The 21,836-nt window shown below is 58.1% G+C and carries 19 protein-coding genes; 9 read left to right on the forward strand and 10 right to left on the reverse strand.

Annotated features, from left to right (window positions below):
* Positions 1-33: 33 nt before the first annotated feature.
* The 10 genes from ACO6S1_RS15240 to ACO6S1_RS15285 form a co-directional block, all read right to left on the reverse strand.
* Positions 34-1,011 (reverse strand): alpha/beta fold hydrolase, encoded by a 978-nt coding sequence (locus ACO6S1_RS15240; RefSeq protein WP_066740666.1) that lies wholly within the window; start codon positions 1,009-1,011, stop codon positions 34-36.
* On the reverse strand, positions 1,008-2,636 hold the full coding sequence (locus ACO6S1_RS15245; RefSeq protein WP_422346207.1) for a flavin-containing monooxygenase: 1,629 nt from the start codon (positions 2,634-2,636) through the stop codon (positions 1,008-1,010). The genes ACO6S1_RS15240 and ACO6S1_RS15245 overlap by 4 nt, the downstream gene beginning before the upstream one ends.
* A gap of 5 nt (positions 2,637-2,641) precedes the next feature.
* Positions 2,642-4,255: an acyl-CoA synthetase gene (locus tag ACO6S1_RS15250; protein ID WP_066740668.1), complete on the reverse strand. Its 1,614-nt coding sequence runs from the start codon at positions 4,253-4,255 to the stop codon at positions 2,642-2,644.
* A gap of 63 nt (positions 4,256-4,318) precedes the next feature.
* Positions 4,319-5,410, reverse strand: coding sequence for an acyl-CoA dehydrogenase family protein (locus ACO6S1_RS15255; RefSeq protein ID WP_066740670.1), 1,092 nt, complete (start codon positions 5,408-5,410; stop codon positions 4,319-4,321).
* Positions 5,410-6,636, reverse strand: coding sequence for an acyl-CoA dehydrogenase family protein (locus tag ACO6S1_RS15260; protein WP_066740671.1), 1,227 nt, complete (start codon positions 6,634-6,636; stop codon positions 5,410-5,412). Before ACO6S1_RS15260 ends, ACO6S1_RS15255 begins: the two co-directional genes overlap by 1 nt.
* A 7-nt stretch (positions 6,637-6,643) precedes the next feature.
* Positions 6,644-7,105 carry a Zn-ribbon domain-containing OB-fold protein gene (locus ACO6S1_RS15265; protein WP_066740673.1) on the reverse strand — a complete coding sequence of 154 codons (462 nt, stop codon included), beginning with the start codon at positions 7,103-7,105 and terminating at the stop codon, positions 6,644-6,646.
* Entirely contained in the window at positions 7,102-8,292 is a 1,191-nt protein-coding gene (locus ACO6S1_RS15270; protein ID WP_422343444.1) for a thiolase C-terminal domain-containing protein, read from the reverse strand. The genes ACO6S1_RS15265 and ACO6S1_RS15270 overlap by 4 nt, the downstream gene beginning before the upstream one ends.
* A complete protein-coding gene (locus ACO6S1_RS15275) occupies positions 8,289-8,462 on the reverse strand; it encodes a hypothetical protein (RefSeq protein WP_161486506.1) in 174 nt (57 codons plus the stop codon). The genes ACO6S1_RS15270 and ACO6S1_RS15275 overlap by 4 nt, the downstream gene beginning before the upstream one ends.
* Positions 8,459-9,634 carry an NAD(P)H-dependent flavin oxidoreductase gene (locus ACO6S1_RS15280; protein ID WP_422343445.1) on the reverse strand — a complete coding sequence of 392 codons (1,176 nt, stop codon included), beginning with the start codon at positions 9,632-9,634 and terminating at the stop codon, positions 8,459-8,461. Before ACO6S1_RS15280 ends, ACO6S1_RS15275 begins: the two co-directional genes overlap by 4 nt.
* Before the next feature lie 20 nt (positions 9,635-9,654).
* A complete protein-coding gene (locus ACO6S1_RS15285) occupies positions 9,655-10,395 on the reverse strand; it encodes a FadR/GntR family transcriptional regulator (protein ID WP_066740676.1) in 741 nt (246 codons plus the stop codon).
* A 190-nt stretch (positions 10,396-10,585) separates the two neighbouring features.
* On the opposite strand from ACO6S1_RS15285, the gene ACO6S1_RS15290 reads away from it, so the two are divergent.
* The 9 genes from ACO6S1_RS15290 to ACO6S1_RS15330 all read left to right on the forward strand — a co-directional run bounded on the left by ACO6S1_RS15290 (position 10,586) and on the right by ACO6S1_RS15330 (position 21,716).
* Positions 10,586-11,848: a cytochrome P450 gene (locus tag ACO6S1_RS15290; protein ID WP_066740677.1), complete on the forward strand. Its 1,263-nt coding sequence runs from the start codon at positions 10,586-10,588 to the stop codon at positions 11,846-11,848.
* Positions 11,849-11,879: 31 nt separating this feature from the next.
* On the forward strand, positions 11,880-12,206 hold the full coding sequence (locus ACO6S1_RS15295; RefSeq protein WP_066740678.1) for a 2Fe-2S iron-sulfur cluster-binding protein: 327 nt from the start codon (positions 11,880-11,882) through the stop codon (positions 12,204-12,206).
* A 443-nt stretch (positions 12,207-12,649) separates the two neighbouring features.
* Positions 12,650-13,927 (forward strand): aromatic ring-hydroxylating oxygenase subunit alpha, encoded by a 1,278-nt coding sequence (locus ACO6S1_RS15300; protein WP_422343446.1) that lies wholly within the window; start codon positions 12,650-12,652, stop codon positions 13,925-13,927.
* The gene (locus tag ACO6S1_RS15305; protein WP_066740681.1) at positions 13,912-14,517 is read left to right on the forward strand and encodes a TetR/AcrR family transcriptional regulator; all 606 of its coding nucleotides are present in this window, start codon (positions 13,912-13,914) and stop codon (positions 14,515-14,517) included. Before ACO6S1_RS15300 ends, ACO6S1_RS15305 begins: the two co-directional genes overlap by 16 nt.
* Before the next feature lies 1 nt (position 14,518).
* Positions 14,519-16,174 (forward strand): FAD-dependent oxidoreductase, encoded by a 1,656-nt coding sequence (locus ACO6S1_RS15310; RefSeq protein WP_066740685.1) that lies wholly within the window; start codon positions 14,519-14,521, stop codon positions 16,172-16,174.
* Positions 16,175-16,249: 75 nt separating this feature from the next.
* Positions 16,250-18,202, forward strand: coding sequence for an FAD-dependent oxidoreductase (locus tag ACO6S1_RS15315; RefSeq protein ID WP_066740687.1), 1,953 nt, complete (start codon positions 16,250-16,252; stop codon positions 18,200-18,202).
* 60 nt (positions 18,203-18,262) lie between these two features.
* The gene (locus ACO6S1_RS15320) at positions 18,263-19,507 is read left to right on the forward strand and encodes a cytochrome P450 (RefSeq protein ID WP_066740692.1); all 1,245 of its coding nucleotides are present in this window, start codon (positions 18,263-18,265) and stop codon (positions 19,505-19,507) included.
* Between the two features lie 20 nt (positions 19,508-19,527).
* Positions 19,528-20,955, forward strand: coding sequence for an FAD-dependent oxidoreductase (locus tag ACO6S1_RS15325; protein ID WP_066740777.1), 1,428 nt, complete (start codon positions 19,528-19,530; stop codon positions 20,953-20,955).
* Positions 20,952-21,716 (forward strand): glucose 1-dehydrogenase, encoded by a 765-nt coding sequence (locus tag ACO6S1_RS15330; protein ID WP_082896515.1) that lies wholly within the window; start codon positions 20,952-20,954, stop codon positions 21,714-21,716. The genes ACO6S1_RS15325 and ACO6S1_RS15330 overlap by 4 nt, the downstream gene beginning before the upstream one ends.
* The last annotated feature ends 120 nt before the right edge of the window (positions 21,717-21,836 follow it).

Consider the following 21,836-nt stretch of genomic DNA (forward strand, 5'->3'; position numbering starts at 1 on the left):
GCCGCTTTATCAATCTGAACTTCTAACTTTCGGCTATGCGTTCGTCGCCCACAGGGCAAGAATGCTTCGGAGTGCTGCAACAAACGCCAAGGGTTGATCGAGCATCAGATGGTGGCGGGCTTCCGGTACGGCTATTATCGGAATATTGTCTCCACCTAATTCGCGGATGTATTCTGCTGAATCATTGGAGAAGAGCAGGCTGTTGCCGCCGTGCACGATTGCTTTGCGGCCTGGCGCCTGTACCAGGCGTTTACCCATGTTCAGCCACTCATCGGGCTTGTTGCTCCTCCGGAAGACCTCGGGCGAGAATTTCCACGTCCAACTGTCTCCTTCGTTTTTCAGCGAATGATACGCAATATAGTCGAGAAGAAATGGCTCCTCGACCGGCTGAGGCGGCGACAGGATATATCTCTCGCGTGCTGCTGCATAGCTGGGATAGTGCTTGTTGGGCTTGTCCGGGTTCCCCGATCCCGGGCTGGCCCGATCCCTGCTCCAGTATTTTTCAAGCAATTCGGGACGCATGATCATAAGATCGCATACGACCAATCCCGCGAACACATCGGGCGACTGGGTCACGGCTGTCAACGCGGCACCCGAACCGAAACTGTGCGCGATAATTGTCGGCTTGTGCCCATCAGCGAACAAGTCCAGCGCCTCGGCAATCTCGGTGAATTCCCGCCCACGGGCAGCCGTATCGGCTGCTCCGCGCATTTCGCTGTCACCCATGCCCGCCAGATCAAAGGCTACGACGTCATAATCCTGCGCAAAGAAGGGGGCGATGAAGGCGAAGCACCGGGCGTGTGCAAGAAAGCCGTGTGTTATTAGCAATTTTGGCTTTTCGGGGCTGCCCCAGCGGAGATAGTGCACCTTGGCACCGGAAATCTCTACATAAGCTTCTTCGCGCGGCACTTTCAGTGCTGCTATGAACCATTCGGGCAGGTGCGAACCATCACCAGCCCATAAGGAATCGATATCAGCCGGAAGGTTGTCAACAGGGGTCATTTCATTCATTGCGCGAACGGTTCCTTGTTAGTGGATTTTACTGTGGCGAAGCCGCGATAGCCATTCTGCGCGACGTCGTCGCATACGACGGCATAGCCGGACACGCTTGGGAAATTGATAAGCTGACGTTTCTTGCCCGGGATGTTTGCACCCATGTACCAGGAGTCCGCTTCAGGAAAGAGTGTCATCGCACCAGCTTGGGCGACCATTTCGGTCCAGCCCTGTTCGGCCTGCGTTTCGGCATCGAAGAGCTTGATGTCGCTATCTCTCAGCCAAACCATGAAGTCGCAAATCCAGTCGCCTTGTATCTCAGCGCTCGTCGGGCCGTTCGCAAAACCTGATGGGCGTAGGGGACCGTACGAAAACAGCATGTTTGGGAAGCCCGCTACGGCCATACCCAGATAGGCGCGCAAGCCATCGTCCCAGGCCTGTGCCAAACCGAGCCCGCCGCGCCCGGTTATATTCATGTCAATCAGTCCGCCGCGTCCGGCATCGAAGCCGGTCGCAAAGACGATGAGATCGCATTCGATTTCACCGGTGGCGGTTTCGATTGCGTTCGTTTTGATCCGCGCAATCGGTGTTTCCTTCAGATCGACGAGCGCAACATTGTCCTGCCCGAAAATCTCGTAAAAGTCCTGCTCGAGTGACGGCCTCTTCGTCCCAAAAGGATGGGGCGGCTCTATTGGGGCAAGTTTTTCGGCGAGGGCAGGGTCGGCAATCCGTGCACGGACCTTGTCACGCCAGAAATCATAGGCGTGGCGATTTGCTTCGCGGTTTGTGAGCAAGTCTGCGAAATTGTGATACCAGAACCTTAGTCCGCCGCGTTGCCAGAGATACTCGAAATGTGCATCACGTTCGTCTTTGTCGACCTCCAGCGCCGAGACTTCGAGCGACTGGCAATCGAATCCGGCGCTCGTCTGCTTGCGCCGATTGAAAATGTCGGGGTAATCTTTCTGTTCACGCTTCTGCGCCAGATCTGTCAGCCTCTCCTGCTGCATGGGCAGCGCCAAGATCGGCGTTCTCTGCAACAGCGTAAGATTCTTTGCTGATTTCGCGGCCTCCTGTGCCACCTGCACGCCGCTGGCCCCGGTGCCGATCACGGCGATCTTGCGGCCTTCCAGATCGATTCCCTGTTGCGGCCAACGTGCCGTGTGGCACCATTCGCCCGCGTAGTTTTCAAGGCCGGAAATATCGGGGATATATGGCTTTGAAGCGAAGCCGAGAGCGGGCAGGAGAAACCGCGTCGACACGGTGTCGCCGCCGCCCAGTTGCAAGTGCCAGATCGAATTGTCTTCATCGAACCGCGCGCTATCGACATTCGTGCTCATACGCATCAGCGGCCAAAGATCGAGCGTGTCGCAGACATGGTTGAAATAGGCGCGCAGCTCCTCCCAGCCGGGAAAACGCTCGCTCCAGGACCATGTTTGCCACACTTCCGGAAGGGAGAATTCGTAAAGCGGGACCTGAGAATCCACACGCGCACCGGGATAGCGGTTCCAGTACCAGATACCGCCCGGCTGGGCTGCGGCATCGACCAGCAGGACATTGAACCCTGCTTCACGCAATTTGTGCAGCAGGTAGATACCGCTGAAACCGGCACCGACGATTATCGCGTCGTGGTCTGGAGTGGCCATGTCGGTCACGCTGCCGTCTGACCGCCTTCCGCAATCTTCTTTGCCGTCGCGTAATCCGCTTTGCCGTTCGAGGCTCGCAAAGGCGTGTCGGTGGGATAGATCGCCTTGGGCGTTTTATATCCCGCCAACTGCTGGCGGACGTGATCCTTTACAGCTTGCTCATCGAATTCACCCCGCTTGTCGAGATGGACAACAGCGGTTACCGCTTGACCCCATTTCTCGTCCGGCACGCCGACCACCAGCGCATCGGCGATGGCGGGGTGGGTTTTCAGCACTTCTTCGACTTCCTCGGGATAAACCTTTTCACCGGCGGTGTTGATGCACACGCTGCCCCTGCCGAGCAGGGTCAGGCTGCCATCGGATTCCACGCGGCACCAATCGCCGGGGATCGAGTAACGCACACCGTCGATTGTCTTGAAAGTCTGGGCGGATTTTTCAGGATCCTTGTAATAGCCAAGCGGGATCGCACCCTTGCGGGCGATAAAACCGGGTACGCCGCTGCCCGGTTCGACCTTCTGGTCGTTCTCGTCGAACACGTCGCAGAATTCGCCAATGCCGAATTTGGCGGTGTTGGTTCCGCCTTCCGCGGTGGTGACGGCGAGGCCATATCCAAGCCCTTCGGAGGCACCGAAACTGTCCATCAGAACAACTTGCGGAATGTGCTTACACAGGCCTTCCTTGACCTCTTTGCTCCACATCACGCCGGAAGAAACGATTGTCACAAGGCTGCTAGTATTCCAGCGACCGGGATGTTCGTCGAGGGCGCGAAGCATCGGCTTGGCAAATGCGTCGCCTACGATGGCGATGCTTTCGACCTTATGCTTCTCGACCGTGTCCCACAATTCCTCGGCATCGAATGACGGGTCGGCGAGCGTGACGATGGCACCGCCCGACATGAGCGTGCCTATGCCGGTGATAAGGCCCGTGCCGTGCATTAGCGGGCAGGAGGGGAGAGTTCGGCGGCCCGGCCCCTCGCTTTCGATCAGTGCGATACTTTCCTCGTGCGACTGCGGCACCGGACCAAGTATTTTTTGCGCATCGAGCTGTGCTTTGCGCATATCGTCGTGCTGCCACATCACGCCCTTGGGCATGCCGGTTGTGCCGCCGGTATAGATGAACAACAGATCACTCGGCGAACGCTCTATGTCCAATGGCGAGCCGTCCCCTTGCGTGGCGAGCTCTTCATAAGGAACGGCAAAAGAGGCAATTTCTGACGGATCGCCGATCTCGACAAAAGTGTGAACCTTCTCAAGCCGGTCCTTCAGTTCAAGGATGCAGTCGCGGAATTCAGAGCTGTAGACGATCACCTCGCTGTCGGAATCATCGAAAATGTAGAACACTTCTTCGGGCACGTAGCGATAATTGATGTTCACATGGGTGAGCCGCCCCTTGAAGCAGGCCGCCATCAGCTCGCCATATTCCGGGCGGTTGCGCATGTAGAACGCCACCTTCGTCCCGTCGCCGGCTCCGCGTTCGCGCAGATTGCGGGCGAGATTATTCGAGCGGGCCGACATTTCTGGCCATGTAATGATCCGGTCGCCATGGATCAGCGCCGGCGCATCCTTTGGCATGGCCGGTTCAATAGCATCAAGAATGTCACCAAGGTTCCAGTCGATCATGTTTCCATCTCCTCTCGTGTCGGGGCGTCGCTTGTCTCGCGCGCGTCCCCGCTGTTACCTAAATCATGCTGCTCGGGTCCACCCCTGAAGCGTTGCCGCTTCTGTTCTCACCGCTTCGGGCCCACCCAAAATCTGACGGTCAAAACCGATCCGCTTGAACCAGTAATGTAGCCCCAGCAGGTCGGTAAAGCCCATCCCGCCATGCACTTCGGTGGACGTGCGCGCGACAAAACGATGTACTTCGCCGGTGTGCGATTTTGCTTGGCACGCGGCGAGTGAGGCTTCGTCCGGCGCGGCATCGAACGTATGGGCCGCGTGCCACACCAGCGAACGGCAGGGTTCGTGCCGGGCGGCCATTTCCGCGCACATATGTTTGACCGCCTGAAAGCTGCCAATGATCCGCCCGAACTGTTCGCGCTGTCCCGCATAATCGACCGCTTTTTCGATCATGGCCTGACCTGCCCCTATGCTGTCGGCCGCCAGAATCACCCGCCCCGCATCGCGCAGCCGTGCAGCAGTTGCTCCGCCATCGTCGGCCAGCGGTTCTGCCGCAACTTGCCCAAAGCGCAATTCACCGACGCTGCGGGTTCGGTCGATTGTGGTCAACGGGACTTTCTTCAGCCCTTCGGCATCGGCGGGCACGAGGTGCAGCCGCCCGGTCGCATCAGCCACCAGAAACGCATCAGCGCCAGCAAAGTCGAGCGCAAATAACGCCGTCCCCTCGAGCTTTCCGCCGTTGCTGGTTACGCCCGCGCCGTCGCGTGCTTCGATTGTCTCGGCAATGGCGACGGCGATCCGTGCTTCGCCGCTGGCGATTATTGGCAGCCACTCAGCCTGCTGTTGATTGCTGCCCGCCTGCGCCAGCGCGATGGGTGCAAGCACATGGCTGGCGAGAAACGGTACCGGAGCGACCGCATAGGCAAGCTGTTCGGCCACCACGGCTGCGTCGAGCAAGGTCATACCGAGGCCGCCATGTTGTTCGGGCACCATCATTCCCGTGATACCCAGTTCGCTCAGTGCCGACTGCACCTTATCGCTGTAGGAAGCCTCGCCCTCGGCGCACTCACGCACATGATCGAGCGGGCAAGTGCCGGAAAGGCATCGCGCGACAGCATCGCGCAGCATTTTCTGGTCTTGCGAAAGTCCGAAATCCATCAGGCGGCTCCTTTTTTCTGGTCCGCCGATGCCGGCTTGGCCAGCTTGGGTTCGCGCGGCATGTCGAGCCCGCGTTCGGCGATGATGTTCTTCTGAATCTGCGCGGTACCGCCGCCGATGATAAGGCCCAGCTGGAACATATAATTCCATTGCCACGCGCCGCCTTCACGCTCGCGGGTGCTACCGTGATAAAGAATGCCGATTTCACCCATCGCATCAATCGCCAGAGCCGATATCTGATGCGCCAGCTCGCAACTTTGCAGCTTGACGATCAACTTGGCCATGCCGCCGGGATCGCCCTTCAAATTGTCCGAAAGGATACGCATTCCGTTATATTTCATCGCTGCAACTTCGGCTTGAAGTGCAGCCAGCCGGTCGCGCAGCACAGCATTGTCGATTGCCCGGCCTTGGCCGACACGCTCTTCCTGCATTAGCTTGACCAGTGCATGAAAGCGGTTTTCCAGCGCATCAGGATCGCCCAGCATTCCGCGTTCGTGACCCAGTGTCGCATTTGCAACGAACCAGCCCTGACCGCGCTGGCCGACGATCTGGTCCATCGGCACCCGCACGTCGGTGAAGAATGTCTCGTTAAATTCGGCGTGACCGGTCATGGTCTTGAGCGGACGTACCTCGATCCCTGGCGTATCCATCGAGAAGATAAGGTAGGAAATCCCGCCATGCTTGGGCGCGTCAGCTTCGGTCCTGACCAGGCAGAAAATCATGTCCGCCTCCTTGGCCGTGCTGGTCCAGATCTTCTGGCCGTTGATCACGAAGTCGCCTTTATCAACCCGCGCGCTGGTTTTCAGGCTGGCGAGATCCGAACCCGCGCCCGGTTCTGAATAGCCCTGACACCATACGACCTCGCCTTTTAGCGTTGGCTCAACCCATTGGCGTTTCTGTTCCTCGGTCCCCAGCTCCAGCAGGGTCGGGACCAGCATGGAGATGCCTTGGTTGGCGAGACCGCCGGGAATGCCCGCGCGCGAGAATTCCTCCGCGATGATCCGTGATTTTAGAATGTCGGGTTCGGCCCCGTAGCCGCCATATTCCCTGGGGATCGTGCGCGCGGTATAGCCATGCTCGATAAGCAGTTTCTGCCATTCGACCGCTTCGGTAGATGGGCGCGCGGCGCGGCCCTGTCCGGCTGGCGCACGATCACCGTGGCTGTTGAGAAATTGTCGCACTTCCTCTCGGAAAGCATCATATTCGGGTCCGTATTCAAGATCCATGTCCAGCCTATCCTTTGCGTTGTCGGAATACCGGCAAGCGGAAATCCGTGCTTATCGTTTCGAAATCGAGTTCTACCGGCAGGTCCAGTTCCAACTTGTCGTGGTCGCAATCGACCAGCCGTGTCGCCATACGAACGCCTTCATCCAGTTCGACAACAGCGGCGATGAACGGAATGTCTCCGGCAAAAGCCGGGTGGAGGGCCTGATGCGTGATTGTCCAGGAAAACAGCGTGCCCATGCCACTGCTTTGCTCCCACGAAAATTCGGGTGAGCCGCATTTCGCGCACATATAGCGGGGCAAGTGGCGGAAGGTGTCGCATTCGCTGCAGCGCTGGAAATACAGATTGCCATCCTGGCACCGGTCCCAGAATTCCTGTTCTACCGGATCCTGTGGGCGCGGTAGCGGCTTGGGCGGCACTTGCTGTGCCGAGGCACGCATTTTGGGTGGAATATCTTTCTCGTCGGTCATGCAAACCTCCTCAGGATCGCAATACTGCCATCGCCAAGATCGCCCCAGCCGGTGACCAGCCCAGTCTGTGCGCCTTCGACCTGCCGCTCGCCGCAATCGTGGCGCAACTGACGCACCGCCTCGATCACATGATTCAAACCCCAGACATGCGCCTCGCTCAGCAGCCCGCCATGGGTGTTGACCGGATAGCGCCCGCCCAGCTCGATCTGCCCGCCGGCAACAAATTCGCTCTGTCCGCCCGGCTCACAATAGCCCAGTGCCTCAAGCTGCAACAGCACGACATAGGTGAAGCAGTCATATATCTGCAGGAAGTCCATGTCCTCGCGTTTGACACCCGCCATGTCGAAGGCACGCGGGGCGGCATAGCTCAAGCCAATCTTGAACGGATCGGGCCGTGAGGGGATGTCGTCAGCAGGATAGGGGTGACCTTCGGCGGCACCAGCGATGCTAACCGGGACATGCGGCATGTCTTTCGCCCGGTCCATTCGCGAGATGACAACCGCGCAGGCGCCGTCGGTTTCCAGGCAGCAATCGTAAAGGCGGAAAGGTTCGGAAATCAACCGCGCCGAGTGATAGGTTTCCGCATCCAGCTCGCGGCCATAGGTAAAGGCCTGCGGGTTCATCTGCGCATGGCGGCGGCAGGCCAGCGCGACGGCCGCCATTGCGTCGGGCCCGACCCCGTAAAGCTTCGAATGACGGGTCGCGAGCCAAGCATACATTTGCACCGGCAAAAACACGCCATAAGGTATGTAATAGCCTTTGATGGTGTTGGTCAGCGTTGTCATGTTCATCGACCGCGTCGGCGGGGCACCGGGCTTCGGCCTGAGCGCCGAATATCCGTTCCAGCCCAGCGTCACGAGGACATGGTCACACAGGCCGCTTGCAACAGCCATGGCCGCATTCTGCAGTGCCGTGGTCGGGCTTGCTCCGCCCATATGCACTGTCGATGCATAACGCAGTACGTCGATACCCAGATTGGCAGCCATTTCCTCCGATGAAGTGTAGATTGGAGGCGGCACCATGCCATCAATGTCTGACGGCTTTAGTCCGGCATCGGCGATTGCTCGGCGCGATGCCTCCAGCATCATTCCCACTGCGGTACTTTCAGCCCCTTTGACGAAAGCGGTTTCGCCAACGCCGGTAATGGCGGATTTATCGCTGAAACTCATAGACGCAGCGCTGCTCATGCCAGCATCTCGTTTTGCCGGTGGGTCTGGAACCCGCGCTCCAGTTCCCGAAATGGATCATGCCCGCCCAGATATACTGAGGGTGGCTTGCCGTTGAGGTCGTGGTTCAGTCCGTCCTTTTGCGGCGATGGCGATTCTTCCTTCACAGCAATATCTCCGATCCGGTTCATGAATATGATGTTGCGGCTGAAAGCGCTTTCTCGGCTCCCGTGACAAGATCCTGCATGACCTCGGAGGCGGGACGGATCGCGTCGATTAGCCCGATTCCCTGGCCCGCGAAACCGGGAATGACGTCCTTGCGCTGTGCCTTGATGCCAGAAGCCATCACGGGGCCGGAAATCATCGACTGATAGGGCATGGGCAGTGGTTCCTTCCCTGCCTCAACCCAGGCATCGGCCCATCTGTTGCGAATCATGCGCGCAGGCTTACCGGTAAGAGAGCGGCTGACCACCGTGTCGGCATCGCCGCTTTCGGTAATCGCTTCTTTCTGGAAATGTTCGATGCCCGCTTCCTCGGTCGCGAGAAACGCCGTACCGATCCACGCGCCTTCCGCGCCCAGCATCATTGCAGCAGCAACGCCGCGGCCATCCGAAATACCACCGGCCCCGAGCACGGGAACACGATCACCCACCGCATCGACGACTTGCGGGATCAGTGAGATGGTGCCGATTGGCGAATTGTGACCACCACCATCGTGACCCTGCGCCACAATCATGTCGATGCCCGAATTGACCACCTGCTCAGCATGCTTGACCTTGCCGATCACGGCCATGACCTTGGTTCCATTGGCGTGCAGGCGGTCCATCCACGGCTCGGGATTGCCCAGGCCCGCAGCATAGACGGGCACCTTTTCTTCGATCACCACTTCCATCTGCGCCTCGAAAAATTCCTTCGAGAATAGCTGTGGTGCGCCTTTGCCCATTTCGGGTGCTCCCGCCGCACGCATGGCAGCTGCAGCGTCGACCTGGGGAAGCTCCTCGCGCTCCATAAAGTCTTGAGTGAATTGCTGGTATTCGCCCAGCAGGTCCATCGGGTTTTCGGGTGAACCACCGCTTTGCGGGGCTGAGCCGCGCCTGACCGACGCGGGCAGCAGCGTATCGACGCCGAAAGGCTTGTCGGTCAATTCGCGGGTCTGGCGAATCCAGTCACGTAGCTGCTCGGGTGAACACGCCGCCGCGCCCAGCACACCCAGTCCGCCAGCATTCGATACCGCTGCGGCGAGGGCCGGGACGCTTGCGCCGCCCATACCCGCCAGAAGGATGGGGTATTCGATCCCCAGCATTTCGCAAACTCGGCTGTTCAGTGCCATTTTTCTTTCGCTCCTTTTGGTGCCGTCTGGCACGGTTCAGTTTGTTGAAACTGCTAGATTGACCCCCATTTGACTCGTTGGGACACCAGTTCCGGGCTGCGTTCTGCAAGATAGGCTGCCGAGCCGGAGACGAGACGGCTCATTGCCTGCCGCGCAGCGCTCTCGTCGCCGGTACGCACCGATTCAAGAACCTTGCGCAGAAATCTTAGTTGAACTGCTCGTTCTTGCGCCGAATATCCCAGCGAATTCGAAAATTCGCGGGTCAGCAAATGCATCGCAGAGGTTAGCAAGCCGAAGAGCGGATTGCCGCTTGCCCAGCCAAGCAGGTCGTGAAAACGACGATTCAATTCCTCGAAATTATCGCTGGCTTCATTGCGCTCCAGTTCTTTGAAGCAATCGGCAAGGGCACTTAGATCGCCCGTTGTCGCGCGCAAAGCAGCATAGGCAGCGACATCGGGTGCAATCGCCTCGCGCAATTCCAGTAATCCGCGCAGATCCGCTTCCATGAAGTGCAGGATCAGCGACAGGCTGTTGGCGAAATCACCAGTCTGTGGGCGCGCCACTACTGGCCCGCCTCCGCGCCCAAGTTGCAGGTGGATCACGCCCTGGAGTTCCAGAAAGCGTAAGGCTTCGCGCAAGGTCGCGCGGGCAACCTCGTAGCGCGCCAGCATCTCGCCCTCCTTCGGCAGGCGGTCACCAGGAGAATGCGCCCCAGCCTCAATGTCGCGCACAATGTTCTGGGCGAGGGACAGCGCGCGCTTGGCTTTCTTCACTGTTTCCACTTGCGGTTGCATCGTTGCGTCTCGCCTCACATGTTTAAAGCCTTATAAGGTTTAAAGGCAGTTTATGCCCTACGTCAACGATTATTATCTACATGGAGGACCAAAAGTTGTAAAAGAGTATTAGCTTTCTTGACCAAGCCAACATGGACTCCTATGCCGTCGATCCAAGACAAGCCTGATCGCGGAACAGGAAAGGCAGGATATGAATACCCAAGTCATGGAAATGGATACTGCAGAAAAGATTGCCACAATTCCGATTGAAGAGATCGACGTTGCCCGGCCAAGCCTGTTCCAGAACGACACCATTGGATTGTTCTTTGACCGGCTCCGCAAGGAAGAGCCGGTACATTATTGTCGCGATAGCTTTGTTGGCCCGTACTGGTCGATTACCAAGTTCGATGACATTATGGCGGTCGATACCAATCACAAGGTGTTCTCTTCCGAGGCGAAGCTTGGCGGCATTGCCATTCAGGACATGCATTCGGTCGAAGGCGGGCTGGAACTAGAAATGTTCATTGCCATGGACCAGCCCAAACACGATCAGCAGCGCAAGGCCGTGACCCCTTCGGTCGCGCCGTCTAACCTGCAATTGCTGGAACCCGTCATTCGCGAGCGGGCAAGCGAAATACTCGACGAGCTGCCGGTTGGGGAAGAGATCGACTGGGTCGACAAGGTGTCGGTTGAATTGACCACTATGACGCTCGCGACACTATTCGATTTCCCGTGGGAGGAAAGGCGCAAGCTGACGCGCTGGTCGGATATTACGACGGCGGCGCCCGAAACTGGTATAGTTGAGTCCTATGAAGCACGGCGCGAGGAACTGATTGAGTGTGCAATGTATTTCAAAGGGCTTTGGGACCAGCGCATCAATGAGGAGCCGAAAAACGACCTGATCTCCATGATGGCGCATTCACCTGCGACACAGGACATGCCCTTCATGGAATTTTTGGGGAACTTGCTTCTGCTCATCGTGGGTGGCAACGATACCACGCGCAATTCGATCAGCGGCGGAGTACTGGCACTTAATCAGAACCCGGACGAATATCAAAAGTTGAACAATGATCCTTCGCTTATTGCCAGCATGGTGCCGGAAATTATCCGGTGGCAGACACCATTGACTCATATGCGCCGCACTGCGCGCCAGGATTGGGAGATCGGCGGCAAGCAGATCAAGGAGGGTGACAAGGTTGTGATGTGGTATTTGTCCGGCAACCGTGACGACAGTGTCATCGATCGGCCGGACGAGTTCATTATTGATCGCAAGAATCCACGCCATCACCTGTCTTTCGGCTATGGCATCCATCGCTGCATGGGCAACCGGCTCGCCGAACTGCAACTGCGCATCATCTGGGAAGAGATTCACAAGCGTTTCTCAAAGGTCGAAGTGACCGGCGAACCCGAGCGCCTGTTTTCAAATCTAGTGCGCGGAATCACCAAACTACCGGTGCGTTTGCACGCCCGTTGATTATACGAACCGAAAAATTGCGGAGATAAAAATGGTAAAGGTAACGTTCGTCGCTAGCGATGGTGAGCGCCGGGCAGTCGAGATCGACGAAGGCGAAACTGCGCGCGAAGCAGCATTGTTCAACGACGTGCCGGGTATCGACGGCGATTGCGGAGGGATGTGCGCCTGCGCAACCTGCCACGTCCATGTCGACCCCGAATGGATCGACAAGGTCGGCCGGCTTATGGAAGACGGGATGGAGGCTGACTTGCTACAGTTTGCTGAAGGCACCACCGAGTACAGCCGCCTTGCCTGCCAAATCCCGATGAAGCCGATGCTCGACGGGCTGGTGCTCCATGTGCCCGAACAACAGTACTGATATACTGCAACTGAATTTCGTAATATTTGTGTGATTGCTGGCCTTTCCCAGCGCGCGACAGAAATGCGCACTCTTATAAAATCCAACGTGCTTTTTGAACGCAATTGTTAGTGCTGTCATCCGAAATGGAGAACTTGCCGGTGGTGTCTAGGCGCGTCGCGGACGCCAGACTCTCGCGATAACTTCGTACGGACACGGGTTTTTACCGAGCATAGTCATCCGGTACAACCAATAGGGTCAAAGAGGTTGATGTCATTGAGCGCCAGTAATCCGGTTGCTGTGCTGACTTTCATTTGCATTCGTTACGACAAGCAGTTTGTGCAACGGGAAATCCTTGTATCTGTTTGCCGACCTCCTATCAAAAAGGGGTATGCAACACATGTTGCATATGCCAGCATCTCGCTATACTCTCCAACCGAATCATCTGTCGGGAGAACGTCGCCATGAGCAGTGTTCAGGAACAACAACAGGAGCAGAACGGTGCCCTTAATCGGACCTTGGCTCCGAGCGCTAGGACCGTGCTCGAACGGCACGCCACCGAATTGCTGCATCACACGGTCGAGGACACATTCCCGCTAGCGCCCGAGGTGATGACCGTTGGTTCCAGGCAATATACTTGCCCAGAACGTTTCGCGCAGGAAAAGCAGCAGATTTTCAGCCGTGTGCCGCTTGTGCTGGCAGCGTCGTGTGAATTGCCAAAGCCTGGTGATTTCAAGACGCTGGAGGTGGCGGGCATCCCCGTTCTTTTGGTGCGCAACCGTGATGGTGCGGTTCATGCCTTGCTTAACGCCTGCACCCACCGGGGTGCGGCGGTAGCATCCGGCTGCGGCTCGGCGGCGCGTTTTACGTGCCCGTATCACGGCTGGACGTTTGCGCAAGACGGCGGCCTGGTAGGTATTGCCAGTTCGGCTGATTTCGGCGCGGTGGACAAGGCGGCGCTGGCGATGAAGCGTTTTCCGGTGGCCGAACGTGCCGGGTTGATCTGGGTCATCCTTGATCCCGAAGGCCCGCACGATCCAGCTGATATGTTGGGAGGAATTGACGAACTAATTGCTGGCTTTGATCTTGCCGGATGGACCCGCATCGTTAGCCGCACGATGAACGGACCCAACTGGAAACTGGCGTTTGATGCGCATTTGGAATTTTATCATATCCCAGTGTTGCACCGCGACACATTCGGTCCAGAGCGAAGCAATCGCGCCTTCTATTTCAGTCACGGCCCGCACCAGCGGGTAATAGCCCCTTGCGGTCGTCCTGGCGACGCAGCCAGGGACGACCTCTATACGCTCGGGCGTCTGCCGACCGCCGACGAACCGCTTGATCCATTGCTGGTCGGCGAATGGATCCTGTTCCCTGGCGTTTCAATCAACACCTTTTACCTGAACGACCAGCGCGGCGTGCTGCTTTCGATCGTATTGCCAGGGCCTGATGTTGGTACTTCGACAACGACCCAGACCTTTCTTGCCGAAACGCCGCCTGATGAAGCGACCCGCGCAGCGATGGAGGAGCTGTGCGCTTTCCTTGCACATGTTGTGGGCGATGAAGATTTGCCGACATCGGCGCTGCAGCAAAAATCAATGGCAACCGGACTTCTCGGCGAAGTGCGGTTTGGCAGAAATGAAGGAGGCTTGCAGCATTTTCACAGGTGGCTTGATGATCTGCTGAAAGCCGACGACTCCGAAATTCCTGCACTGCTGGCTGAGCCTTGCCCGCAGCGATAGATCATCACGCGCGCAAGATTGCGCTGGCTGAGATTGCGGCCGATCTGGTGGCGGCGGGCGGTGCCGATGCTGCCACGATACGCGCTGTCGCTAAAGCGGCGGGTTTCAGTACTAAAGCGGTGACCCACTATTTTTCTGACAAGCGTGCACTTATGCTGCTGACCTATCGCCACGCGGCGTTTAGTTCAAAGGCGCGCAGCGATGCCTCGCAGCTGGAAAACGTTGCGGATCTTGCCGCACTTCTCCACCCGTTGCTGCCAATCGATCCCAAGGCTGAACGCAACTGGCGAGTGTGGTTTTCGTTCTGGGGCCTGGCAATTGCCGATCCTGAATTCGCCGCCGAACAGCGGCTGCGCGTACGCGAATTCATCGATCGAATTGCCGATTGCCTCGCTGCCGATCCGCGTTTTGCGCATCTTGACGAACAGCATCACCCGGCCATCGCCAGCGCCTTGCTGTCATCACTGATCGGGATTAGCACGCAGGCTATCTTTGACCCGGAGGCCTGGCCGCCCGAACGTCAGGTGCGGGCCATCAATGAGATGCTGACGCGAACCTCCAGCCGTGCCGTTTACGAGGGGGCGGAATGACATGAACCGGGAAGTAGTCATATTGGGGACAGGCGGATCGGGGTTAACCGCCGCGCTTGCCGCGCATGACAGCGGCGCCGAAGTAACGGTATATGAAAAGCACGACCAGGTCGGCGGCACAACCGCATGGTCGGGCGGTATGATTTGGGTGCCCAACAACCGCCATGAAGTGCAACTCGGGGTTGCGGACAGCCGGGAAAAGGCGCTGACTTACCTCATGTCGCTCTCGCACGGCCTGATTGACCAGGCGATGGCCGAGGCGTTCCTCGATGCCGGACCGGCGATGGTCGAATATCTTGAGGACGCCGATGGCCCGGTTATATTCCGGCCAATCCCGGAGTTTCCCGATTATCACGCCGAACATCCAGGCGGAATGCCGGGCGGCGGGCGTTCGCTTGATTGCCCGCTCTATTCTTTCGATGAACTCGGCGAATGGCGCGACCGGGTAACAAAATCTCCCTACTATCCCGACCCGCGTTATTCGATCTTTGATTCAACAATCGGGCAGGCTGTGCCAAAGCCGGTCTTGCCCGATGAGCTTGAACGACGCGGCCAGCGAGATGAGCGTGGTAGCGGACAGGCGCTGATCGGGCGGTTGCTCAAAGCCTGTCTTGAACGTGGGATCGAGCCGCAGACCGGTTGTCGTGCGATGCGGCTTATCCAGAAGGACGGCGCGGTGTGCGGGGTCGAGATCGTACGTGGTGAGGAGGTTTTCACGGTTAATGCCGACGCGGTAATTCTTGCCACCGGAGGGTTCGAATGGGACGAGGAGATGAAGCGCGCTTTTATCCGCGGTCCGCTTACCCATCCCGTCTCGATCCCGACCAATACCGGTGACGGCCTGAAAATGGCGATGCGGATTGGGGCCAAGCTTGGCAATATGCGTGAAGCCTGGTGGATGCCGGTGCACGAGGCCCCCCGCGAAGAGGTTTCAATCGGAGTGGTTTTATTGGGCGGCGCCCGCGCACTGCCTCGCTCGATCATGATCAATAAAAAGGGGCGGCGCTTTGTAAATGAAGCCGCCAATTACAATGCTTTCGGGGCGGCGTTTCACGAACAGGATGTTTCCGCCTTCGATTATGCCAATCTGCCATGCTGGCTGATATTTGACCAAGGTTATGTTGAGAAATATGGTTTTGGAATGATGGGCGGCAGGCCTGGGGATGACCCGCCGCAATGGGTAATGCGCGCCGACAGCCTGGCGGGCCTCGCGAACCGGCTAGAGTTGCCGGAAGGCGCACTGGAAGCCACTGTAAACCACTGGAACGCCATGGTTGCAGAAGGCAAAGACGCGGATTTCCGGCGCGGCGAGGCAGCGCATGATATCTGGTGGGGAGACCCCGAGCACCGTGAAAGCCCGGCAGCGACGCTTGGCCCTCTAACCGCCGGTCCGTTCTTCGCGGTTGAAGTCAAAAGTGGCGCGCTTGGCACCAAAGGCGGCCCGCAGACTGATCGCAATGCCCGCGTTCTCGACGTCGACGGCTTGGCCATCCCTGGTCTGTATGCTGCAGGTAACGTCATGGCTTCGGCTATGGGTATGACATATGGCGGGCCGGGCGGGACAATCGCGCCGGGCATGGTCTTCGGCTTCGTGGCGGGCCGTCATGCTGCCGGACAATCTTTTTTTGCAGAGGCAGAGGTTAGGGCGGTCCCTTAATGAAGTAACCTGCTGTCTTAGAAATAAATACCGAGAGTAGAGCGAACAATAGAATAGTGAAGGATAATTGAAAAAATGAAAGCGCTAGAGCCGATCTCGATAGCAAGCGTAGAAATACCCAACAGGGTAGTTCGTACCGCTCACGGAACCCACTTCGGCGACGGCGGGTTCTCGCCGACCCTGATAGATTACCATGTCGAGCGTGCCCGCGGCGGCGTAGGGCTCACGATTCTTGAAATCGCCGGCGTTCACCCGACCTGCCCGTCGTCGATCTGCAATTTCGACGATTCAATCATCGAAGGTTATGCGCGGCTGATGGAGGCTGTGCGTCCGCATGGCATGCGGGTGTTCCAGCAACTGTGGCATGCCGGGCACAATGGCCTCCCGCTGGACGGTGGGCCACCATGGTCCTCCTGTGATTTGCCGAGTCCGGTTCTCGGAATGGTGCCGATCGGCATGAACAAAGCTCAAATTGACGAGGTGGTCGCGGCCTTCGCTGCGGCGGCCGAGCGTTGCAAGAAGGGTGGTATTGACGGGGTCGAGCTGCATGCTTCGCACGGCTATCTGCCGCAACAGTTCATGTCCGCGATGCTAAACCACCGAGATGACGAATATGGTGGCAGCTTCGAGAACCGGATGCGTTTCACCGTTGAAGTGCTGTCTGCTATCCGCGAACGGGTCGGTGCTGATTATCCGGTTGGCGTCCGGCTCAGCCCGGAAATCGTCGATGGGGGAATGACACCCGAAGAAACCGCAAAGGCGGCGAGTTATCTCGAAGAGAAAGAGCTCATCGATTTTCTCGACGTGTCGATGGGGGGGTATTTCGCTTTTCCCAAGATGATCGGAGGGATGTTCGAGCCTGCGGGTTACGAATTGCCTACCAGCGCCCCGGTGACTTCGGCGGTCAAGGTTCCGCGCATCGTGACGGGCCGTTTTCGCACGCTGGAAGAAGTCAGTCAGGTCATTTCAGAGGGGACGGCCGATCTTGTCGGCATGACCCGCGCGCACATCGCCGATGCTGCGATCGTGCGCAAAACGCGCGAAGGCAGAGAGGCAGAAATCCGACCCTGCATCGCCTGCAATCAAGGTTGTGTGGGAATGCTTCTCGGGCCGGAGCGGCGAATGGGCTGCACGGTCAATCCCTATATCGGGCGCGAGGGCGAGGTTAATGACGAGAAGCTCCCGCAGCCGGATGAAAAACGTTCGGTTTTGGTGGTTGGCGGTGGCCCTGCGGGTATGGAGGCGGCAAGGGTCGCGGGGTTGCGTGGTCATAGCGTCATTCTTGCCGAAGCTGCGCCCGAACTGGGCGGGCAAATCCGGATCGCAGCGCTTGCACCGCGGCATCAGGCCATTGCGGATTACACGCTGTGGCAGGAATCGGAAATCTATCGCCTGGGCGTCGATGTGCGGCTCAGCACCTATGTTGACGCGGACGATATTGCCGGGTTCGATGCCGATCGCGTGATCATCGCCACCGGCTCCTATCCGCGAATGGACGGGATTCAGTTAGCCATTCCCGCCCGTCCCATGAAGGGGATCGACCACTCTGATGCAATGTCGTCGATCGATTTTTTCACCGGCCGCCGCAATACCAGCCCGGCGCATGCGATCGTGATAGACGATGTCGGGCATTATGAAGGGATCGCGGTAGCCGAGGCGTTGATCGAAAAAGGGGCGGCTGTGACTTTTGTGACGCGCCACAAGTCCTTTGCCCATCTGCTGGATTCTGCCCTTCAGCCCGAACCGGCGTTGCAACGCCTGAACCGCGGCAAGTTCCGGTTGCATCTGCGTTCACACGTCGATGCCTTCGATGGATCAGAAGCGGTGCTGCACGACCTGCACGGCGGCGGAGAATGTCGCGTGCCTGCGGAATGGGCCATAATGGTGAGCCATAACCGCGCAGCTGTTGAACCCTTCACGGACCTGCGGAAATCAGATTCCGACACATTAGTTGTCGGGGATGCGAACAGTCCGCGCTTTCTCTTGCGCGCCATCGCTGAAGGAAACGCGGCGGGATGCCAAGTGTGAGGCGATGCAAGGACTAGCGCCAAGAAAGATTGAAATTGAACAGATGGAAAGAGGATTGAAATGACTTCAGATACCCAAAGCGCGGATTCAGTCGAGTTGAACTTCGCAGACCCTAAGGTGATGGAATGCCCTTACCCTCTCTACGATACGTTACGAGAAAAGGCGCCAGCCTATTTTGTGGAGGCAGCCGGTTTCTGGATAATCAGTCGCTATGACGACTGTCTGGCAGCCATTAGAGACCCGACGGTTTTCTCTAGCAAGATGGGCTTCCGGCCTGGTGCCGTCCCAGGTGAAGTCATTCGGATTTATAATGAGGAAGGGTTCGGCGACCTGCCCGATACGCTGGTCAGCAATGATCCGCCTTCGCACACGCGTTATCGCAAGCTGGTTGACCGCACTTTTACCGCCGGTCGCGTTCGCCAGATGGAAGATTATATGGTTGAGGTCGTCAGCGAGTTGATTGACGGCTTTATCGCCGATGGGCGCCTTAAGGTAATGAACGACTTCGCCATTCCCGTCCCCATGTTTGTGATCGCTGACCAGCTCGGCGTGCCGCGCAGCGACCGCGACAAGTTTAAGGAATGGTCTGACGCTGCCGTCGCTCCGCTCGGTATGCTGATTTCCGATGAGCGCAAGATCGAATGCGCCAAGCTCGCGGTCGAGATGCAGCACTATTTCGTCAAGGTCTTTGACGATCACCGGGAAAACCCCCGTGACGATATCATTTCCGATCTGGTGACAAAGGAAGTGGACGGGACGCCACTGGATATACCCGAACTGCTGTCAGTCCTGAACCAGTTGCTCGTAGCCGGTAACGAGACCACCACGAGTGCGATCGGGGCTTCGGTCGTGCGGCTTGCACAAGATCCCGACCTGGCCGAGCGACTTGCTCGTGAACCAGAAAAATGTAAAAATTTTGCAGAAGAAATCCTGCGATACGAATCCCCGGTTCAAGGTCTGTTCCGGATGACGACAGAGGATGTTGAGGTCGGGGGAACCACCATTCCTAAAGGCAGTCTGGTCAATCTGCGTTACGGATCGGCCAACCGGGATGAAAGCAAATATGAATGCCCGGCAGATTTCAATGTCGACCGCAAAAATGCGTCTTCCCATCTCGCTTTCGGGGCGGGAATCCACCATTGCATCGGTGCGCAACTGGCTCGGCGGGAGATTGCGATTGCGGTTCGCGAAATGACAGCCCGGCTGAAGGACATCCGCCTGGTTGAACCGGAAAAGCTTTCACACACGCCGAGTGTGATCCTGAGGGGCCTGAATGAATTCGAGATCGAATTTTCGGAACGATGAGAGCGGAGATGAAAGACGGCATGACCTTTGATTATGATGTCATAGTGATCGGCGGAGGGGGCGCTGGAATGGCGGCTGCCATCACGGCGCATGATTCAGGCGCGCGCGTAGCGCTACTGGAAGCGGCGGAGCAGCTAGGCGGATCGACGGCACTTTCAGGTGGCGTTGTCTATGGAGCGCCGACCAGCGTTCAGCGCGCAGCCGGTATTGAAGACGATAGCGTCGATGCGATGTACGAATATTACATGACGCTTAACCAATATAAGGTAGAACCAGCGATCGTGCGGCGGCTATGCGAATTGTCAGGACCAGCGATCGAATGGCTGATCCGTCTGGGCGTGGAATTCGATCCGGCTGAACTCTACGCCTCAGGTGTCGAAAGCGTCGCGCGCGGCCACAAGGCGACGGGCAACGGCGCCGGTATCACAGAGGTTCTGGACCGCGAGGTCAGCTGCCGCGAAATCGACGTGTCGCGCGGCTGTCGTGTCACCGCGCTGCATACGGACGAAGACGGTGCCGTGAGAGGTGTGAAGCTGGATGGCGACACCGTGACCGCGCGTAACGTGATCATCGCTACGGGCGGTTTTGGCCACAATAAGTTGCTACTGAACCGTCACTATCCCGAAGCTGCCCAGCACGGAGACTGGACTTGGGCGATAACCGCAAAGACCTGCACCGGCGATGGCTTGCTGATGGGGCAGGAAGCCGGTGCCGATATCGCTGGCCATAATCGCGGTCTGCTGCTGACGACACCTGGCTTCTACCGCGATCTTGAAGTTTTCGTCCCCGGTTGGCTGGTTTACGTCAACCGGGAAGGCCGCCGGTTCATTGATGAAACCACCGAATATGCAGTTATGTCTGGCGTGGTGAAAGATCAGCTCGGCGGTTCTGTTTTTGCGGTATTTGATGAAACCGCGCGCGCCACTGCTGTGCCTGAACCTCGCTATGCAGATGCGCACAAGGCAGGCATTATCACGCTCAACTGGGTAACCGACAAGATCGATGAACAGATCGCGAAGGGTAAGGTTATGAAGGCCGATACGCTCGCTGAACTGGCTGACATGGCAGGCGTCGAACGCAATACGCTCGAGACCACGATCTCCCGCTATAATTCGGATTACGAGAAGGGAGAGGACAGCAAGTTCCGCAAAGATGCCAGCTTGATGAAGCCTGTCTTGCAACCGCCTTTCTATGCTGCGGAAATCCGTCCCGCCATTGTTTGTCTCACGTCCACTGGTCTGCGTGTGGATGAGGCCATGCATGTTCTCGACAGCGCCGACCAGCCGATCAGCGGCCTGTATTCCGCTGGCGAGGTATCGGGCGGCGTTCTGGGCGACCGGTACATCGGTGGTGGCAATTCCATCGCCAACGCGATCGTCTTCGGTCGCGTGGCGGGCGAGCAGGCGGCGCGCGAGGCAGGAGCAACAGCAAACAGGAAGCCAGCATGATGACAGACGGCCTATCGCTTGAAGGCAAAGTAGCGCTCGTAACCGGAGCGGCCCGGGGGATCGGGCGCGAAATCGCAAACCGGCTGGCGCAGCATGGTGCGCGCGTGGTCCTGACCGATGTCGAGCCCGAGCTTGGCAAGGAAGCCGCCGCCGCGATGGAAGGTGCCACCTATCGCGATCTCGACGTTACCAGTCAGGATCAGTGGGAAAAGGCGATCCAGGCGCTGCGCGACAAACATGGTCGCCTCGATGTTCTTGTCAATAACGCAGGCATCAGTCCGGCAGCGAATATCGAGCAGACTGATCTCGATCTGTGGCGACGCGTCCAGACGATCAATGTCGAGAGCGTCTTTCTCGGATGCCGGACCGCGCTGCCGCTGATGCGCCAATCGGGTGATGGTGGTTCGATTGTGAACCTCAGCTCTATCCAGGGCCTGCGCCCTGCGGCGCCGCTGGCTGCCTACTCGGCGTCCAAGGCGGCCGTGCGAGCTCTGACCAAATCAGTAGCGCTGCATGCCGCAGGCGATCAGATACGTTGCAATTCGGTCCACCCTGGCGGGGTTCAAACCCGGATGCTCAACGATTTCGCCGCACTGACTGGCGATGCCGATGCGGCCCTAGCCCAGATGAATGCGGCGAACCCGCTCGGTCGGGTGGGCCAGCCAATCGATATCGCGAATGGGGTTGTTTATCTCGCTTCCGATATGTCTATCTGGGTGACAGGCCTTGAACTCGTCATCGACGGGGGCTCGACCCTGTGATGCCCGACCCTTCCGGCTGGCGCGTGTGGTGAAGCCAGGACAAGATGGACGACCTCGTCGAATGCGGCGTGTGGGAGAGCTGCACGATCTGGTAGGATGCAACGGCGAAGGCGAAACCGC

Origin of the sequence: Parasphingorhabdus sp., from assembly GCF_965233695.1 — a bacterium.
Classification (GTDB): domain Bacteria; phylum Pseudomonadota; class Alphaproteobacteria; order Sphingomonadales; family Sphingomonadaceae; genus Parasphingorhabdus.

Bases quoted from the DNA above. Each gene is read 5' to 3' on its own strand.
- ACO6S1_RS15315 (WP_066740687.1), top strand. From the start codon at position 16,250: ATGAAAGCGCTAGAGCCGATCTCGATAGCAAGCGTAGAAATACCCAAC.
- ACO6S1_RS15265 (WP_066740673.1), bottom strand. From the start codon at position 7,105: ATGACCGACGAGAAAGATATTCCACCCAAAATGCGTGCCTCGGCACAG.
- ACO6S1_RS15250 (WP_066740668.1), bottom strand. From the start codon at position 4,255: ATGATCGACTGGAACCTTGGTGACATTCTTGATGCTATTGAACCGGCC.
- ACO6S1_RS15325 (WP_066740777.1), top strand. From the start codon at position 19,528: ATGACCTTTGATTATGATGTCATAGTGATCGGCGGAGGGGGCGCTGGA.
- ACO6S1_RS15310 (WP_066740685.1), top strand. From the start codon at position 14,519: ATGAACCGGGAAGTAGTCATATTGGGGACAGGCGGATCGGGGTTAACC.
- ACO6S1_RS15285 (WP_066740676.1), bottom strand. From the start codon at position 10,395: ATGCAACCGCAAGTGGAAACAGTGAAGAAAGCCAAGCGCGCGCTGTCC.
- ACO6S1_RS15270 (WP_422343444.1), bottom strand. From the start codon at position 8,292: ATGAGCAGCGCTGCGTCTATGAGTTTCAGCGATAAATCCGCCATTACC.
- ACO6S1_RS15255 (WP_066740670.1), bottom strand. From the start codon at position 5,410: ATGGATTTCGGACTTTCGCAAGACCAGAAAATGCTGCGCGATGCTGTC.
- ACO6S1_RS15320 (WP_066740692.1), top strand. From the start codon at position 18,263: ATGACTTCAGATACCCAAAGCGCGGATTCAGTCGAGTTGAACTTCGCA.
- ACO6S1_RS15295 (WP_066740678.1), top strand. From the start codon at position 11,880: ATGGTAAAGGTAACGTTCGTCGCTAGCGATGGTGAGCGCCGGGCAGTC.
- ACO6S1_RS15290 (WP_066740677.1), top strand. From the start codon at position 10,586: ATGAATACCCAAGTCATGGAAATGGATACTGCAGAAAAGATTGCCACA.
- ACO6S1_RS15260 (WP_066740671.1), bottom strand. From the start codon at position 6,636: ATGGATCTTGAATACGGACCCGAATATGATGCTTTCCGAGAGGAAGTG.
- ACO6S1_RS15330 (WP_082896515.1), top strand. From the start codon at position 20,952: ATGATGACAGACGGCCTATCGCTTGAAGGCAAAGTAGCGCTCGTAACC.
- ACO6S1_RS15275 (WP_161486506.1), bottom strand. From the start codon at position 8,462: ATGAACCGGATCGGAGATATTGCTGTGAAGGAAGAATCGCCATCGCCG.
- ACO6S1_RS15245 (WP_422346207.1), bottom strand. From the start codon at position 2,636: ATGGCCACTCCAGACCACGACGCGATAATCGTCGGTGCCGGTTTCAGC.
- ACO6S1_RS15300 (WP_422343446.1), top strand. From the start codon at position 12,650: ATGAGCAGTGTTCAGGAACAACAACAGGAGCAGAACGGTGCCCTTAAT.
- ACO6S1_RS15240 (WP_066740666.1), bottom strand. From the start codon at position 1,011: ATGAATGAAATGACCCCTGTTGACAACCTTCCGGCTGATATCGATTCC.